Raw genomic sequence first — 16,747 nt, 5'->3', positions numbered from 1 at the left:
AGCCTCTGAAGGCCGGGGTTTCAAACCCTAGTCAGATTTTTGATCAATAGAAAGCAAAGCAAGGTTTTTCTTTCCGTCAACGCCAGAACTTTTCCCGACCAACGGCAAGGCTGCGCGGTGTCGACGGTCGTGTCAAATTGACGCAGCAGAGTTACGCTTGTTCCAAGTGAGCGACCGTCAATTCTTCCGATCTGTTCCCTGTTTTATGCGTCCCCCTAATACAATTATTCAGGATAATCATGCGCTTATCATTCGTCTTCAAATACTTGGTCTTTAGCGCGGTATGTAGCTTGATTGCAAGCGCGAACGTGTTTGCCGCATCGATCAGACTGCAAGCAAAGTTTGCCTATGTCGGTGGGTTCGGACCAAATGCATTTGCAACCCCAGAAGGGGCGATCGCTGCAGCGAAGCAGCACATGACTGGTGATGGCAACTTCGTTGTTACCGAGCATAGGGAGGGTTCGAATGGCGCGACTTACAATGGCTTGCCGGCCGACTACGAAATGCATCTGTTCGCCAATATTAGAGGGAAACTCGAAGATCGCGGCTGGATCCATGCGGCTTCCTCCCGTCCGCTTTGTCCTGCAGGATACGAATTGGTGCGTGACCGAGGCGCGCCACACTTTCTCTATAGCTGTTATCTCGCTTATGGTCCCGCAGAAGTCGATCTCAGCGAACATGATAATGATTGCCGGTCCGGTAGCAAGCCGCCGTTCATCGAACAGCAAGTTGGTAATCCGATCGCGATTACAGGACGCATCAAAATTGAGCGCGAACTCGACTATCAAAGCACTGGGCTTGGTGGCTTGCGCTTCGAACGTCAATATCGCAGTGATCGAAAAGCGTGGACCCACAACTATCAACATGTCGGTATCGATTTGTCGCGCACAATTGCTACGGACAAAACAGCGAGAAGCGAAGGTTTTGATGCTGGTTGCCATTGGGCCGATACAGAGTTAGGCAAAACCTGCTTCTTGCCTATGCCAAGCATGCGCTCATTTGATTTTTTTTTGCAGCGTGCGAATGGTCGCAGCGTGCGCTTCGGCGACGACAGTGGTTTGACTGCCCCAGTAGACATCAATGACCGTATCGAAGCTCGGCGTGATGCCAACGATGAGGGAATGCAATATCTGGTTTACAACGCTGAAAACGAAAGCAAGGAATTGTACGACTCTTCAGGACATTTGATTTCTATTACCGATGGGAATGGCAATCAACAAACACTGAACTATGCTGAAGATAAAACTTTGCGCAGCGTAAGCGATGCCTACGGCAAACAATTGCTGTTCGACTATGATGCATCCGGTCGCCTTATCCAAATGACTGACCCCGGTGGTGGGATCTATCGCTATGCCTATGATGAAGCGAGTTCAGTTGTATCAGGCGCAGCGGTCGGTAATCTGACGTCTGTGATTTACCCAGACGGAAAAAAACGGATTTACTGGTATAACGAGGCGGATAAAACCAATGGTAGCCACCAAGCTTACGCTTTGACCGGTATCAGTGATGAAAATGGCGCGCGCTTTGCGACTTTCACCTATACGACTTCTGGTGAAGTCAACGGTAGCGAGCATGCCGGTGGTGTTGCCAAGTATCGTCTCAGTTGTCGGCAAAACAGCTGCGATATGACCGACCCGCTCGGTGCCGTCTACACGTACCAAAGTATTAACGTGGCAGGAGTGCTAAGACCGAGCAGGCAATATCAGCCCGCTGTGGCTGGCAGCGTGCGGGCGGAAAAACAAATCACTTATGATGAAAATGCTAATCCGAAGCAAACCACGGATTTCAACGGTCGCATGACGACTTATTCCTACGACTTAAGGCGTAATTTGGAAACCAGCCGGGTTGAAGCTGCTGGTACACCCTATGCCAAGACTACTACTACTTCTTGGCATGCCGACTTCCGGTTGCCGCTACAAATCGACACAGCGTTATTGCGTACGCGTATGTCTTACGACAATAAGGGTAATCTGCTCACGCTGACTGAGCAAGCCACTACCGACTCGAGTGGGGCGCAAGGAGCTGTCGCCATTGTATCTGGCCTACCGCGCACTTGGACCTATACTTACAATGCCCGAGGGCAGTTGTTAACCGTCACCGGCCCACGTACCGATATCCGCGATGTGACCGCCTATGCTTACGATACCCAAGGCCAGCTCACGAGTGTCACGAATGCAGCCGGTCATGTCACCAGCTTCTGCGATTACGATCCGCACGGACACCTTGGTACCATCACCGATCCGAATGGCATGGTGACCAAACTGAGCTACACGCCGCGCGGCTGGTTGGCCAGCCGGGTTGTGAGCGCGGATGGTGTCACACAAACCACGTCTTACGACTACGATGGTGTCGGTCAGATGACGCAAGTCACGCTGCCTGATCACAGCCACATCCGCTATACCTACGATGACGCGCATCGATTGACGGCGCTGAGCGACAGCTTGGGCAACAGTATCACGTACACACTCGACAACATGGGGAACCGCATTACGGAAGCCGTCAACGATGCCAGTGGCCAGCTCACTCGGCAAATTACCCGTGTCTACGATACCCTCAATCACCTGCAACAAGTCACCGGAGCAGTGCAATGACACGCTCATCGGCCTACCCGCTTGCTCGAATCTATGCACGGCGCAGTCTGAGCGCCGCTCTGTTGGCAATCTGCGCTGTCGCACAAGCGCAGACCAGCTCGCCGCAAAACACCACCTACCGATATGAATACGATGTGCTCGGCAATGTCACCAAGATCACCAATCCTTTGCAATTCATAACGCAGCAATCTTACGATGTGCTCGGACGCCTGACGTCGCAGACTGATGCAAATAATCAAGTGACACAGTATGTTTATGATGGGCAAAATCGCTTGAAAAAAGTCATCGACGCCCGCCAATTGAGCACACTGTATACGCTCGACGGTCTTGGTAATCAGTTGAGCTTGAGCAGCCCCGATACCGGCATTGCCACCAACACCTTCGATGCTGCCGGCAATGTAGTGACCGCCACCGATGCCAAGGGGCAGACGACTCGCTTTACTTATGATGTGCTCAACCGTGTGACCAGTATCACCTACAGCGATGCGCAAGTGACGACGTACACCTATGATCAGGGAGCAAACGCGAAAGGGCGATTGAGTCAAATTACCGATCCTCTGGGCAGTATCACGCTTTCCTACGATGGTTTCGGTCACGTCGTGAATGAAACACGCAGCCTTAGCGTCAATGGCAGCATGTTACTCGCCGTCATTACTTACCAATATGATGCGGCCGGTCGTCTGAGTAAGCTGACTTATCCCAACGGACGCCAGATCAGCTATACGCGCGACAGCATGGAGCGCATCAGTCAAATTGATAGCACGAAAGACGATACCGCTTTGACGGTGTTGAGCCAGGTCATCTATGAGCCTTTCGGCCCGGTACAGACCTATCTCAACAGTACCGGGCAAGCTTACCGTCGCAGTCTCGATCTCGATGGCCGTATCAGCAGCTTTACCCTCAATAAGCAAGTGCAGACCATCAGCTACGACGCGGCCAGCCGTATCGTGGCGATCAATGAAGCGAATAATCCGGCACGCCAGAGTAGCTACGGGTATGACGCGCTGGATCGATTGAGTAGCTACCTCACGCCGCAAAGCAATCAAAGTTTTACCTATGATGCCGTGGGCAATCGCAATAGCAAAACCACGGGGGCGGCGAGCACGAGCTACAGCTATGGCAGTGCCAGCAATCGGCTCATGGAAGTGAGCGGCACATCCGTTATCAACGATGCCAATGGCAGCATTACCGACAATGGGAGCTCACAATTTTCCTACGATGTCCGTGCTCGCCTCACTTCGGTAACGACAAACGTAGGCACGACCAACTACCGCATTAATGCCTATGGCCAGCGCGTGCAAAAGATCAGCAGCAGTGGCAGCACTTGGTATCACTACGATCAAGCCGGTCTACTCATCAGTGAAAGTAACGGGGAATGTGATGTCGACTATGTGTATTTGGACAGTATTCCCGTTGCTGTACTGCCGTGTGACAAAGGTTTGCACGATGTCCATACCGATCACCTCAATACGCCGCGCGTGATCACCAATAGCCAAGGTGTGGAAGTCTGGCGCTGGGACAGTATGCCGTTCGGTGAATCAGCACCGAATGAAAATCCTGGTAACACAGGGGTGGCGCACGATTTTACGTTTAATCAGCGCTTTGCCGGGCAGTACTATGATCAGGAAAGTGGCTTGCATTACAACTACTATCGCGACTATGATCCGAGCACGGGGCGTTATATCACTTCTGATCCTATCGGACTAAGAGGAGGCCCAAATACCTATGCTTATGTGGGGGGAATCCATTAAGTAAAATTGATCCAACGGGGGAAATCGCCTTTTTATTACCAGCGATTCCGTATGTGGCTCCGATAGTGGTTGATGCTGCGGCCTACGGCGCTGGTGCAACGGCGGCGGCTTGGCTAGGTTATAAAACTGATAAGGCGTTGCAAGAGGCAATCGAAAGAGAAGCAAATAGACGTGAGTATAAAAATAGATGTAGTGAGCCGCCACCTCCAGGGCTTAGTCCATGTGAGCTTGCCAAATGGAATTTGAATAAAGCCCAAGCTTGCAAAGATTTAAGAAATGCCAACACCAACAGATGGTGGGGTGGCGCTGATAATGAGCAAAGTTCACAACTTGCGCAAGACTTGGATAATGCTATTCGGAATGCTAAAAATGCTGTTGACAGAATCTGTAAAAAAGAATGTCCATAATGATTATAGCTACTAATATTCTCTTAAATGAAATTGAGTCTGCTTTTCCTTTTACGGAAATGCCTCTAGATACTGATCTCTTGTTTCATAAGAAGGATTTTTTTGAATGCAATGATTTGCTAGCTGATATTGAGCAGTACAGAGGCAAAGAAATCACAGGGAATGCTATTCGCGTTATTCATCAGGAAATGTCGCATTTGTCGGCCAAAACATGGGAATGGGTTTTGCCTCACTACCTAAGATTTTGTTTCACGGCTGAGGCTGAATATAACCGAATGGAGACAGAATTTCTAATCTACAGCTTGGCACCTTCATTGGAATTTCAGGCAGAAACATGGCAACGTCTATCACTTTTAAATAAAAATCAGATTAACTGTTTAATTCACTTTTTAGAGTGGTGTTCAAATCATCAATATTGGAAAGAATATTGTCCAGACGAGATCGATAGAGGCATAAATTTTTTAAGAACCAGTAGCTTCGGCCAGTCATAACAAAGTGAGCTGTAAATTGTAGCCGTCGTCATCGCTTTATTTTTAAACGCACGATCACTTCTTCTTTTAAAAAGAAAAAGTTAATTCCTCCGGTAACCCGCTTTCTCGACCGAGGACGACACACTTTAAGCAAAGATACATTACGTGAATTAAACGCCAGTGCGACCGGAGCAGGCAATAGCATCACCAAAGTCGACCTGTATCAGGGCAGTACTTTAGTGGACACCACAAGCAGTCCTACTGCGCCGAACAGCAACACCTGCAGATCACATGGTCAAATGTGGCAGCAGGTACTTACAGCGTCACAGCCAAAGCGACAGACAACTTGGGGGCAAGCACAACCAGTACCCCAATCACCGTCGTGGTAGCAAGTGGTACAGCAAAGATTTATGATATCCAGACGGATCAAATCAACACGCCGCGGGTAATCACGGACAGCACAGGAAATGTCGTATGGAGATGGGATAGCACACCGTTTGGAGAGAGTTTACCGGATCAAAATCCGAGTCATACGGGAACATCGAACGACTTTACGTTTAACCTGAGATTTCTTGGTCATATGATCAGGAGACGGGGCTACACTATAACTATTTTAGGGATTATGATCCGGCTACGGGGCGGTATATTGAAAGTGATCCGATTGGGCTTAGTGGGGGGATTAATACTTACGGCTATGTCGAGGGCAATCCGATTTCGGGGACGGATCCTTCGGGATTGGATACATTTTTGTGCCGCCGACCACTTGATGGCTTGTATGGAATTTCAGTTGAGCCACTCTTTCACCAATTTCTGTGCACAATTGATGCAAATGGAAATACTCAGTGTGGAGGACTTTGCCCTAAGGATGGTATCTCTGGAATGTTTGGTGGGAAGGGGAAAATTGAAAAAGAGAAATCAGTTGAACCCGATCAATGTGAGGAAAAAAGAGGTCCAGATCAATGTTTTGAAAAATGTGTGAATGATCACATGGCTAGCCCGGCCCCTGATTATGATGTCGGAGCTGGGCGTCCTTGGATGTTTCCCAAAGCCGGTGCTCAGCAATGTCAAGTGTATGCGAGTTCCGTTTTAGATCAATGTGCTGCTAAGTGTCGGAAGTAGTTATATGCGTCGATTCTTCACAAAAAGAACACTAATCTTTTTATGGTTGGCGTGGTGTGCATGGTGGTTTGCCGACGGATTGTGCACATTCTTTCCCGAGTGTGTTGGACTAGTAAGAACCGTCCACGTTGGAGAGCGCGGAATGGCTGACATGCTCGTTTTGATGTTGAGTGGTTTTCCTACTGGCACTTATGTGGCGATTGCATTAGGGCACTTTGTAGTCGGAGAGAATAACCTCATTCATGGGTTCGTCGCTTATATATTGCAATCAATTGCTGTCATAGCTATCGGCTACTTTCAATGGTTTGTATTATTGCCGTGGTTATGGCGCAAGTGGAAATCAACGAGGGTACAGTGGTGAGCCTCACGGCCAGTCCGACCAATGCTGTCGCACCAGCGACGATACTGCTCAATGCAACCGCCAGTGATCCGGATGGCAGCGTTGCCAAAGTTGACTTCTACAATGGCAGCAACCTCATTACCAGCATTGCTCAGGCACCCTACAGCACTCCATGGTCAAATGTAGCGGCAGGTACCTACAGCGTTACAGCCAAAGCGACAGATAACTTAGGTGCCAGCACAACCAGCATCCCCATCACCGTCACAGTAGCCAGCGGCACAGCAAAGATCGATAATATTCAGACGGACTAGATTAATACGCCAACGGTGATCACGGACAGTACAGGCAATGTGGTCTGGAGATGGGATACAACGCCGTTTGGAGAGAGCGGTATCTGTCAAGATAGTTGGTAAGATTTGAGGTTAAGCCGCTGCCAGTTCCTTATTCATTTTTTGGACTTCCTCACGATCAGGATTGAGACTGACCTGATCAACCCAAGTCCAGTTTCGCGTATCACCTCGCCAGCGTTCCGGTCGCTTTGCACGGGCGATTTCATAGGCCGCCTTGCGCTGTGCCAGAATCACTTGATCACGTCCCTGATGGCGTTCTGCTGGCGTCACGAACTGAATGCCACTATGCCGATGCTCGTGGCTGTACCACTGAATAAAACGCTGCACCCAACGCCGTGCTTCTTCAATACTGGCAAATCCGGCCTGCGGCCATTGCGGCCAGTATTTCATCGTGCGGAATAAGGATTCTGAGAACGGGTTGTCGTTACTGACTCGTGGTCGGCTATGCGATGGACTCACCTTCAGTTCTTCCATTTTGGCTTTCAATGTATAGCTTTTCATCGGTGCGCCATTATCCGAATGCAGCACCAATGGCGTAGTCATACAGCCTTGTCCCATCACCGTTTTTTGCAATAATTCTGCCGCCAGTTCACCGCTTTCTTCGCCGTGAACTTCCCATCCGACCGGGTAACGACTGAATATATCCTCGATTAAATACAGTTTGTAAAACAGGCCTTTTGTTTTTGTCGGTAAAAAAGTAATGTTCCATGACCATACCTGATTTGGTGCGGTAGCATGATGCGTCGTTGGTTTATTCACCTTACGTGGTGCCGCTGCACGGCCTCGCCGATACAGCAGCGAGTGCGCTTTCAGAATCCGATACATGGTCGATTCTGAGGCCAGGTAACGTCGCTCGTCTGCGAGGATAGGGACGATTTGCGTAGGCGGCAAGCTGCCGAAACGCGCGCTGTTACAGACATGCAGAATTTCCTCCTGCTCATCTTGGCTAAGCTTGTTGGCCGGTACAGGACGCTCCGCCAAAGGGCGCGCATCATCAACCACAGCCCCATTCTTCTGCCAGCGATACCAATCATTGAGCGAAATTTCTGCGACCTCGCACGCTTTAAACAAGCGCGCCCCTTCGTCGCACGCGACCCGAATCGGCACGATCAATTCCTGCCGCTCGCTCAATGCAGTCATTCGTCCTCGCCCTCGTCCCACAGGGCGCGCAGCTTTTTTTGCAGCACCAATAACGCTGCTGCTTCTGCCAGCGCCTTATTTTTACGGTCTACTTCGCGTTGTAATTCTTTGATTTTTTTCTGATAGGACTGCGTCGTTTTTTGTTGTTCAGCTTGGGCTACTGGCTGTCCATTTTGCGCAGCCACGGCCAGTTCTCGCCAGGTCTTGACTTGTGCTGGATAAAGTCCTTTGCCACGACAATATAGTGCCAGATCGGCTTCATTGAGTGCGGCGGTTTCTACAATGATGGCGAACTTGGCTTGGGCAGTCCATTGCTCATTGTTGCGGTCAGTTGTTGGCACAGGGCGTCCTTGCTGACGTAGTTTTGTACGCCAGTTATAAAGTGTGGCTTCAGAAATGCCTTCCTGCTTCGACATGCTGACAATGGAAGGGGCATCCGGGGCCAACATTTTAATCAAAATAGCCTGCTTGCGTTCGTTTGGTATGCGAGACATGTATCAATCCTGCCGCCGTAATAGTTGGAAAATGCCGAAATCGGCAACTTACCAACTATCCTGACACAGAGGGAACACCCCACATAAGGTGATCAGAAATAATTAAATATGCAACTGCACCTTCCGCTGAAATTGCGATCAGATCTACGACACCTTTTTGCTCAATAGTCACATTTACTCCGGCCTCATAATTTCAACTATAGTAGGTGAAATTTGGGTGCCACCAGGTGAACTAATTATCGAGGGGAGGTCAACAGTTGAATTCGCTATTAAAATTGCTTCTTCGTATTTTTCTAAGTTATCACTAACCCAGCTTTCACCGATACGTTCCAAATGAAATTTGACGACCACACCAAACTCATCTTTTGAGACAATTGCATTCACCAATTCATTTTTATTATGTTGTCTCCAAGCCTTAAACAACTCATCGATAAACAAAAAGGCATTATCCAAATAATTACTTTCAACATAATCGTCAATGTGTACAGAATTAAAGAAACATTCATAGCCAGTTTTATCAGGAAAAGTTTCCAAATCAACGTTTACATCTTTGCTTGATAGAGCAGCTAAGAGTTGACATCCATTTCGCTTACAAAAACCCATAGAAATATAGTTGGACAAGTCAGCTGGCAATGATTTGGTTTTACAACTCATGTCGTTAATTAAATCAGACATTTTTTTATTCATCCGTAACATACTTATTCTCCCAAATATTTGGTCAATAAAGTGGCCCCCTAAGTCCAGACAATTATTCAAAGAGTTTAAGATAGTGCCTGTTTCTGCCACAGCTGCGCGGCGCTGCCCCGTTATTCGCACTACATCACTACCGTGCTTTTCTTTTCTATCATTTTTGAATCAGGCAGTTCAGTACCAAATTTGTTTACGATCTTGGCACCGCCGCCCACGCCTGATCGATACACGGTTTCCGGCGTTTGATAACCCAATGATTGATGTTTACGTTCAGCGTTGTAGAACATAAAATAGTTCGCCAAGCCGATCACCAACTCCGGCATACTTTCATGCTTTTTCAAATACACTTCTTCATATTTCACACTGCGCCATAGACGCTCAACAAAAATATTATCCAACGCCCGACCGCGACCGTCCATACTGATTTTGATGCCGTTTCTAAGCAGCAGCCCAGTAAAGGCCTGGCTGGTAAACTGCGCACCCTGATCGGTATTAAAAATCTCCGGCGTTCCATACCATTTTATGGCTTCTTCCAAGCAGTCCACGCAAAACCCCGCATCCATCGTGTTCGACAACCGCCAAGACAGCACCTTCCGGCTATACCAGTCAACGATCGCCACCAGATACACAAAACCCCGCGGCAGCCTGATGAATGTGATGTCTGTACTCCAGACCATATTTGGTCGAGTGACATCGATACCTCTCAGTAAGTACGGGTAAATCTTGTTCTGCGGATGCGCTTTACTGGTGTTGGGGCCTGGGGCCATACCTGCCAATCCCAGTTGCTGCATCAGCCTCTGTACGCGCTTGCGGTTCACTGCATGGCCACAGTCTCGCAAGTAATGCGTCATGCGTCGCGTGCCGTAAAATGGATGTCTGGTGTATTCCTCGTCAAGCAATTGCAACAGCAAACTATCAAACGGATTGATCTCTTCTTGCAAGCGCTTTTTCTTGTCGTACACGACCGAGCGCGTGACTGAAACGAGACGGCATTGTGTGGCGATTGAAAGGGCAGAGAGCGGCTCTACCCACTGCAATCGTTCCGTTACAGGCTGATCCCTGACTTTTTTTTAAGCCAATCGAGTTCCATATTCAGTTGCCCAATTTTGGCATAGAGACGGTCTGGGTCGTTCTGTGTGCTGGCCGGTTTCGGACCGCGCTTACCTTCAAACAGACTGCCTGCATTTTCCAGTAATTCTTTCTTCCACTGGCTAACCTGCGTCGGATGCACCCCGAACTCTTGGGCGATCTGATTGATCGTCTTTTCGCCTTTGATTGCCTCAACTGCTACCTTGGCTTTTTGTGCGCCGCTAAATATTTTTCTCTTATTTTCACTCATGGTCTGCCTCGTCTCTTTTCGACAGACACTAGTTTAAACTGTTGTCCGGATATGTGGATCCACTAAAGGGATCGATTTGCTCATTAAAATTTTGATTCACATAACTTCGATTAGGAGATATACCTGGATCATGATAAAAATCAGGAATCACTTCTTGTGCGTTGACCGTCGTTATCACTGCAGTCATTATTGATACAAAAAGCCATGGCGCAAATTTCGTTTCACCAAAAAGGAAAATACGTTTTTTCATTACACATCCCCCTAAATAAGTCCTCTCAACCTTGCATTTTATAGCGCCTTAAAAATAAAATTAATTCCATAAAATTAATTTTATTTCCATTCGTAGAAAAGTAAATAGGACAAATTCGAAAATATGCCGCGCACAAACAAAAAAACGAGCCTGAACGAAATTCTGGGGATAGGTGGACTTGTATAATCTCTTGAAATCGTTATCGGCATTAGGGGAACCGCTCGCCTGGCTGACCAATACACTAGAAAAACTCCCTGCCTGCCCCAACAGTCAGATCGACTCTCTGCTACCATTTCCACAGTCTCAATAAGCCTGACGGACGTGGCAATGTGGGGCGGCTGCACGCTTACCGATGGATCCCGATCCGACATGGCCAAGCACACTAGGGAACTCAAGTCCTACTACTGATAGCCCATCAAACGCTAGCGGAAATAGTTCTTGTGCGCCGACGCTTCCTAAGCCTGACCCATGTAAATACCTTAGGGATAAAGTTCGTGATTTGGGACGACAATATGATAGAAAAGTTGGCGATTTAGCTGAAGATCAATGGGATTTGTATAACCGAGCTTATGATGTCAACCCTGGGGCAGATATTGCGGGTAAAGGAACTTACGTAGGCCATGTCTCAAGAATTGCTGACATAAAAAAGGGGCTTGATCGTGCAGTAAAAGAACTAGAGGAATGTGAAAGAACAAATCGACGTTAAGGTATTTTGGGCGAAAACTAATTGGCGATATTGAAATGATTCATGAAATTATTACAGCGAATTTAATAGACAAAATTTTCCTTTTGATTCAAACACAAGCTGAATTCAAACGAGAATCAATTTGGTACGAAATTCAAGATGATTGGAGTTTCATTTATCTGCGAATTAGTGTTGAGACTATGGATGCAAAAAAAATGTTGGCATTAAGGAATATTGCTGAGTTTTTAGACTCAACGGTACCTGGGAGAGAGGATGATTGTTCGTGGATGGTAAGTTTAATATTGGATGGCGAAACAGTTGATACTTACTTTGGTGGAAATCTAAGCTCGCCCAAGATGGGTTTTCACGATTAAATAGTATGACTGCCACAAATTAATACATCGACGAGTAGGTTTTAGTATGTCAAGGAAACCCCGGTGTCCCTCTGTGGAAAGCGATCCAATTGGATTGAACGATGGCATTGATCAAAAATCTGACTAGGGTTTGAAACCCCGGCCTTCAGAGGCTGTCGCAAAAGCCTGATGGACGCTTTTTTTACACCTGAAACACCGTATACCTCGTCATTCCCGCGTGCTTTTGGCGGGAACCTAGTGTCGTTTTTTACACTGAAAATTCCACAACTTCTGGCATTTTCAGTTAACCACGAACGCCGCTGGATTCCTGCCAAAAGCGCGCAGGAACGACGTTACGGGCGGCTGGGGTAATGATGCAGACTGAAAACCCTTTTGCGACAGCCTCTTTTGGCCGGTGAGCGACGAAGGAGCGACGCGATGGGAGGGGATGCCAACCCCTTCCAGAGTCTTTTCCATCGTCGCTTGCGACGATCCATTAAGTTGTTCAAGCATTTCAAAAACGATTTAGCCTGCGGCCGAACTTCTTGCACGACTTTTTTGGCCAATTGCATGCGCTTACAAATGCATGCCGCTGCCTATATTTTGCATCACCAATTACGTCATCGGTGTTGAAACCGTAGGAATGATCAGGAAGTACATTGTGAGAGTTGCTCTTTAACCAGAACATCATCAAGCATGAGTAACAGCCTACGTCCGCTGCCACCGCACCAGTAAGCCATCATTTCCGCTTTGGCTAAGGCCATCCGGGAAATCGAATCAATAATTGAGAACTTGGCAAACCGGGGGGCATCCATGTACGCCGCGCCAGAACCGTCATTGACTTTTGATGTTTGATTCGAAGCCTGACTCAGACTGATTATACATGGCGGCGGCAGGCTCGCCCCCCCCTGTCCAATCCCATGAATAGGCAATTATTGCTAAAAAGCATAATCAAAATTGAACTCGTCAGATTGAAATTTTAAAAATCCTACGGTATGATTTTTACCAGTGCTGAACACACGTAACTCTCTTGCGCACTAAGCCACAAACAACTTAATGGATCGTCGCAAGCGACGATGGAAAAGACTCTGGAAGGGGTTGCATCCCGTCCCATCGCGTCGCTCCTTCGTCGCTCACCGGCCTGAGGCCGAGGTTTCAAACCCTAGTCAGATTTTTGATGCAAAAAATTTAAAAGCTGGAGAAATAATAGCTCTTCAAATTGCAACGCAAGCAAACACTGTTGCCTGACTTGATAGGACAGCTACGGTGCGTTTCATAAGATTTGTCAAGTTATCTTCTTTTATACTAAGCGCCTTGTGTTTTCCGTCATCATGCTCTTGAGCAAAAAAAACCATGGCATCCACTTCAGGGACAGTGTGACTATATGAGTGATTCGAAGAACGCCTACATCAATACCGAACGCACGATTTCCATCGGCAATCCATCTTGGCAGCTTGCTCAGGATTCAGGATTGACCGACCGCAGCGTCACGCATGTTGCGCGTAGTCGTATGCGTGACCAAAACGAGCACGAGTTCATGAATATGTGCTCATGCTCCTATCTGGGGCTGGAGATCGATCCACGATTGGCGCAGCGCGGCGCCGAATATGTATTGCGAACCGGAACCGTCAATCTGCCGACCTCGCGCATCCGTATTCGCCTTAAGGAGCTCGACGAGCTCGAAGATGCTCTCTCCTTGCACTTCTCTTGTGCCGCCTTCACCGCCACCTCATGCAGCGCCGGGATTGTCGCATCCTTGCCGTTGCTGGCCGCTGGTGTGTTCACCGACGGCCAGCGCCCGTTCATGATTTTCGATAAGCATGCGCACTTTGCCCTGAATCAGGTGAAGGCGGTATGCGGTGATGAAACCGAGGTGTCGACCTGTAATCACAATGACGTCGATTTCATCGAAGACATGTGCAAACGCCATCCGTTGGTTGCCTACATTGCTGACGGAGCATATAGCATGGGCGGCGCGGCCCCGATAGAGCGATTGCTGGAGTTGCAGGAAAAATATGGCTTGTTCTTGTACTTCGATGACTCGCATTCATTGAGTGCCTACGGCGAACGCGGCGAAGGGTACATCCGCTCGTTTATGCCAGAACTGTCTGCTCGCACTATCTTGGTGTACTCACTAGCGAAGGCCTTCGGTGCCAACGGCGGCGGTATTTTCATCTCCAAGCGTGCTAATTACATCAAGGAGTTCCGTCGCTTTGGTGGGCCAATGTCCTATTCCCAGTATCTCAATCCGGCCGCCATCGGGGCAGCGCTGGCCTCGATCGAGATTCACCGGACTCCGGAGCTGGCTCAGCTGCAGCAACGCCTGAAGCGCAACATCAACCACTTCGACCAGCTTATTCCTACGCAACATGCTGGTACCGAATTGCCGATCAGAGTGGTGCCGATGGATAATGCGGACATGGCGGTGCGAGTTTCGCAAGCGGTCTTCCGCCGCGGCTACTATACCTCGGCCGTATTCTTCCCCATCGTGGCGCGCAATAAATCGGGTTTGCGCGTAATGATGCGCGCCGATATGAGCCAAGTCGATATGGATGATTTTTGTATCTCGGTCAATGAAGAAAAATTGCGCTATCAGGGCGAACGCAGCGGTCTGCCATCCGGCCTGTTGAACATGGTGACGGCATGACGACGCTGACTCCGCGCAGCTTCCTTTATTGCTCCGCGCTCAATGAAAGCCAGTTCTGCAAATCAACCAACACCGATGTGACGGTCATCGATTTGGAAGACGGCGTGGCTAAGGAAAGGAAAGCAGAGGCACGTGCAATTGTCTCCGGCTTCTACCGGTGTCCGGTATCGGCTTGCACTGCGTTACGGATTAATTCAATTTACCATCCGGAAGGACTCAAGGATATTCTTTTAGTTAATGCCTTACCCCATAAGCCCAACTATGTTGTGATGGCGATGGTCGAAAGTGCGGCCGAAATCGATATCGTAAGGCAAAATCTTTCTGACTCGGCGATCAGACTACTCGTCACGGTCGAAACTCCCGCTTGCATGCGTGTCATTTATGACGTTGCGGCAGTGTCCGACGGCTTGATATTTGGATCGGCAGATTATGCGGCCAGTCTCGGTGTGGCTATCGGGGGCTGGACTAACATCCTGCATGCGCGTTCGCAAATTGTGGCCGCCGCCTCCTACGCGGGGATTCCCGCCTTCGATACCGCTTATTTCAAGCTCGGTGACGAGCAGGGCTTAGCTGAAGAATGCAAGCAAGTCATGCAACTTGGCTTCGCCGGAAAAACAGCGATACATCCGAATCAAATCGACACCATCAATGCCGCTTTTACGCCGACTAAGGCCGAAATCGCGCACGCCGAAGCAGTGCTCGCCACCGTCGAGAGCAGTGGCAACAATATCACCAAGCTTGATCGGATGATGATCGGTCCGCCGTTCGTCAAGCTTGCGCAAAAAATCCTGGCGCGCCGCCGCGCCCTTGAGCAAAAACAAGGAGTGCTATGAACGACATGTTACTGGCGCATGAGCGCATTGGTGAAAAACGCTATCGGGAAGTGTACGGACTAGCCTACGAGGAGTTCGACATCGGCGACATTTTCGAACATCGTCCGGGCCGCACCGTGACCGAGGTCGATAACATCTGGCAATCTCTGATCGACATGAACAAGCATCCTGCGCATATTGACCAGGCGTATGCGCAGCGAACCGAATTTAAAGGATTGCTCGTGTCGAGTTCGGTGACGCTTTCAATCGTCAGCGGGATGACGGTATCGACCATGAGCGCCCGAGCCACGGCTAACCTGGCTTGGGATGAAATTCGTTTGCCCAATCCTGTGCTAGTGGGCGACACGCTGTATGCCGAGAGTGAAGTGGTGGCAAAGCGAGAATCTGCATCGCGCCCGAACGAGGGCATCGTCACGATCAAGGTGATTGGACGAAAGCAAGATTCGACGGTGGTGATCACGTATCTGCGTACCTTTCTGGTTCCCAAGAAAGCGTATTGCATGAAGTACGATATCAAATGAAGAAAATTGTTGTTGTTACTGGAGGAAATTCCGGCATTGGAGAAGCCTGCGCGTTCCGCTTCGCGCTGGAGGACTATCACGTCGTCATTTGCGCCAGACGCGAAAACCTGAATCGGGAGGTCGTCCAACGAGTGCGGGCGGCGGGAGGATCGGCTGAACAATTCATGGTTGATCTGCGCGACGCCACCGCGATCGCCAAGCTGTTTGATGCCATAACGATGCGCCACAGCCGCATCGATTCCTTGGTCAACTGCGCGGGGATCGAAGGCACGCCTTTCGTCAGCTTCGAAGCGTATCCGGACGAGGTCTTCGATGACGTCATGGCGATCAATGTCAAGGCGCCGTGGTTATGCATGAAGCGCGTACTCCCCCTGATGCGCGAGCAGCGCAGCGGTACCATCGTGAATGTGGCGTCGCTGGCGGGGCTGCGCGCCAGCGTGACGGGCGGCGTCGGCTATACGGCCAGCAAGCATGCCTTAGTTGGCGTGACCAAGTCCGCCGCTAGGGAATATGCGGTGCATCAGGTCAGGGTCAATGCCGTGTGTCCGGCGTTCGTGCGTACTCCCATGGCACAGTCAGTGGTTGGCTGCGACATCGACCAATATGGCCCAAGCCATCCGATCAACCGCGTCTGCGAGAAAAACGAGGTGGCGGACGTGGTCTACTGGCTTTGCTCGGATCAATCATCGTTTGTGACCGGGGTCGCCATCCCGGTGGACGGAGGCGTGCTCGCCTGAGCCAAAAGAGCCACAAGCTACCAACAACTT

General features: G+C 49.3%; 16 protein-coding genes. 12 read left to right on the top strand and 4 right to left on the bottom strand.

Annotated features, from left to right (window positions below; translation table 11 throughout):
* Positions 1 to 239 precede the first annotated feature (239 nt).
* From RHM61_RS05245 to RHM61_RS05220, 6 genes are all read left to right on the top strand, one after another.
* Positions 240 to 2,591, top strand: a complete 2,352-nt coding sequence (locus tag RHM61_RS05245) for a hypothetical protein (RefSeq protein ID WP_322250083.1) — start codon at positions 240 to 242, stop codon at positions 2,589 to 2,591.
* The gene (locus tag RHM61_RS05240; protein WP_322250082.1) at positions 2,588 to 4,342 is read left to right on the top strand and encodes an RHS repeat-associated core domain-containing protein; all 1,755 of its coding nucleotides are present in this window, start codon (positions 2,588 to 2,590) and stop codon (positions 4,340 to 4,342) included. Before RHM61_RS05245 ends, RHM61_RS05240 begins: the two co-directional genes overlap by 4 nt.
* Before the next feature lie 65 nt (positions 4,343 to 4,407).
* A complete protein-coding gene (locus tag RHM61_RS05235; RefSeq protein WP_322250081.1) occupies positions 4,408 to 4,749 on the top strand; it encodes a hypothetical protein in 342 nt (113 codons plus the stop codon).
* Positions 4,749 to 5,240 carry a DUF6714 family protein gene (locus tag RHM61_RS05230; RefSeq protein WP_322250080.1) on the top strand — a complete coding sequence of 164 codons (492 nt, stop codon included), beginning with the start codon at positions 4,749 to 4,751 and terminating at the stop codon, positions 5,238 to 5,240. The genes RHM61_RS05235 and RHM61_RS05230 overlap by 1 nt, the downstream gene beginning before the upstream one ends.
* Positions 5,241 to 5,786: 546 nt before the next feature.
* On the top strand, positions 5,787 to 6,338 hold the full coding sequence (locus RHM61_RS20245) for an RHS repeat domain-containing protein (RefSeq protein WP_416200228.1): 552 nt from the start codon (positions 5,787 to 5,789) through the stop codon (positions 6,336 to 6,338).
* 300 nt (positions 6,339 to 6,638) lie between these two features.
* Positions 6,639 to 6,989: an Ig-like domain-containing protein gene (locus RHM61_RS05220; RefSeq protein WP_322250079.1), complete on the top strand. Its 351-nt coding sequence runs from the start codon at positions 6,639 to 6,641 to the stop codon at positions 6,987 to 6,989.
* A 111-nt stretch (positions 6,990 to 7,100) separates the two neighbouring features.
* Here RHM61_RS05220 and RHM61_RS05215 read toward each other — a convergent pair.
* The 4 genes from RHM61_RS05215 to RHM61_RS05200 all read right to left on the bottom strand — a co-directional run bounded on the left by RHM61_RS05215 (position 7,101) and on the right by RHM61_RS05200 (position 10,941).
* Positions 7,101 to 8,662, bottom strand: a protein-coding gene (locus RHM61_RS05215) for an IS3 family transposase (RefSeq protein WP_416200213.1) whose coding sequence is annotated in 2 segments (ribosomal slippage) — positions 7,101 to 8,209 and positions 8,209 to 8,662 — 1,563 coding nt in all. Because the reading frame shifts where the segments join, the coding sequence is not laid out codon by codon here.
* 174 nt (positions 8,663 to 8,836) lie between these two features.
* Positions 8,837 to 9,358 carry a hypothetical protein gene (locus tag RHM61_RS05210; RefSeq protein WP_322250078.1) on the bottom strand — a complete coding sequence of 174 codons (522 nt, stop codon included), beginning with the start codon at positions 9,356 to 9,358 and terminating at the stop codon, positions 8,837 to 8,839.
* Between the two features lie 119 nt (positions 9,359 to 9,477).
* Positions 9,478 to 10,691, bottom strand: a protein-coding gene (locus RHM61_RS05205) for an IS3 family transposase (protein WP_322247645.1) whose coding sequence is annotated in 2 segments (ribosomal slippage) — positions 9,478 to 10,415 and positions 10,415 to 10,691 — 1,215 coding nt in all. Because the reading frame shifts where the segments join, the coding sequence is not laid out codon by codon here.
* A gap of 28 nt (positions 10,692 to 10,719) precedes the next feature.
* Positions 10,720 to 10,941, bottom strand: coding sequence for a hypothetical protein (locus RHM61_RS05200; protein WP_322250077.1), 222 nt, complete (start codon positions 10,939 to 10,941; stop codon positions 10,720 to 10,722).
* Positions 10,942 to 11,293: 352 nt separating this feature from the next.
* On the opposite strand from RHM61_RS05200, the gene RHM61_RS05195 reads away from it, so the two are divergent.
* The 6 genes from RHM61_RS05195 to RHM61_RS05170 all read left to right on the top strand — a co-directional run bounded on the left by RHM61_RS05195 (position 11,294) and on the right by RHM61_RS05170 (position 16,717).
* Positions 11,294 to 11,647: a hypothetical protein gene (locus RHM61_RS05195; RefSeq protein WP_322250076.1), complete on the top strand. Its 354-nt coding sequence runs from the start codon at positions 11,294 to 11,296 to the stop codon at positions 11,645 to 11,647.
* Positions 11,648 to 11,682: 35 nt separating this feature from the next.
* Entirely contained in the window at positions 11,683 to 12,000 is a 318-nt protein-coding gene (locus RHM61_RS05190; protein WP_322250075.1) for a hypothetical protein, read from the top strand.
* Between the two features lie 1,363 nt (positions 12,001 to 13,363).
* A complete protein-coding gene (locus RHM61_RS05185; protein ID WP_322250074.1) occupies positions 13,364 to 14,626 on the top strand; it encodes an aminotransferase class I/II-fold pyridoxal phosphate-dependent enzyme in 1,263 nt (420 codons plus the stop codon).
* A complete protein-coding gene (locus RHM61_RS05180; protein WP_322250073.1) occupies positions 14,623 to 15,459 on the top strand; it encodes a CoA ester lyase in 837 nt (278 codons plus the stop codon). Before RHM61_RS05185 ends, RHM61_RS05180 begins: the two co-directional genes overlap by 4 nt.
* Positions 15,456 to 15,980: a MaoC family dehydratase gene (locus RHM61_RS05175; protein ID WP_322250072.1), complete on the top strand. Its 525-nt coding sequence runs from the start codon at positions 15,456 to 15,458 to the stop codon at positions 15,978 to 15,980. Before RHM61_RS05180 ends, RHM61_RS05175 begins: the two co-directional genes overlap by 4 nt.
* Positions 15,977 to 16,717 carry an SDR family oxidoreductase gene (locus RHM61_RS05170; RefSeq protein ID WP_322250071.1) on the top strand — a complete coding sequence of 247 codons (741 nt, stop codon included), beginning with the start codon at positions 15,977 to 15,979 and terminating at the stop codon, positions 16,715 to 16,717. Before RHM61_RS05175 ends, RHM61_RS05170 begins: the two co-directional genes overlap by 4 nt.
* The last annotated feature ends 30 nt before the right edge of the window (positions 16,718 to 16,747 follow it).

It is taken from the genome of Undibacterium sp. CCC3.4, from assembly GCF_034347425.1.
In the GTDB taxonomy this organism is placed as follows: domain Bacteria; phylum Pseudomonadota; class Gammaproteobacteria; order Burkholderiales; family Burkholderiaceae_D; genus Undibacterium.
This window is presented reverse-complemented; position numbering and strand designations above follow the sequence as displayed.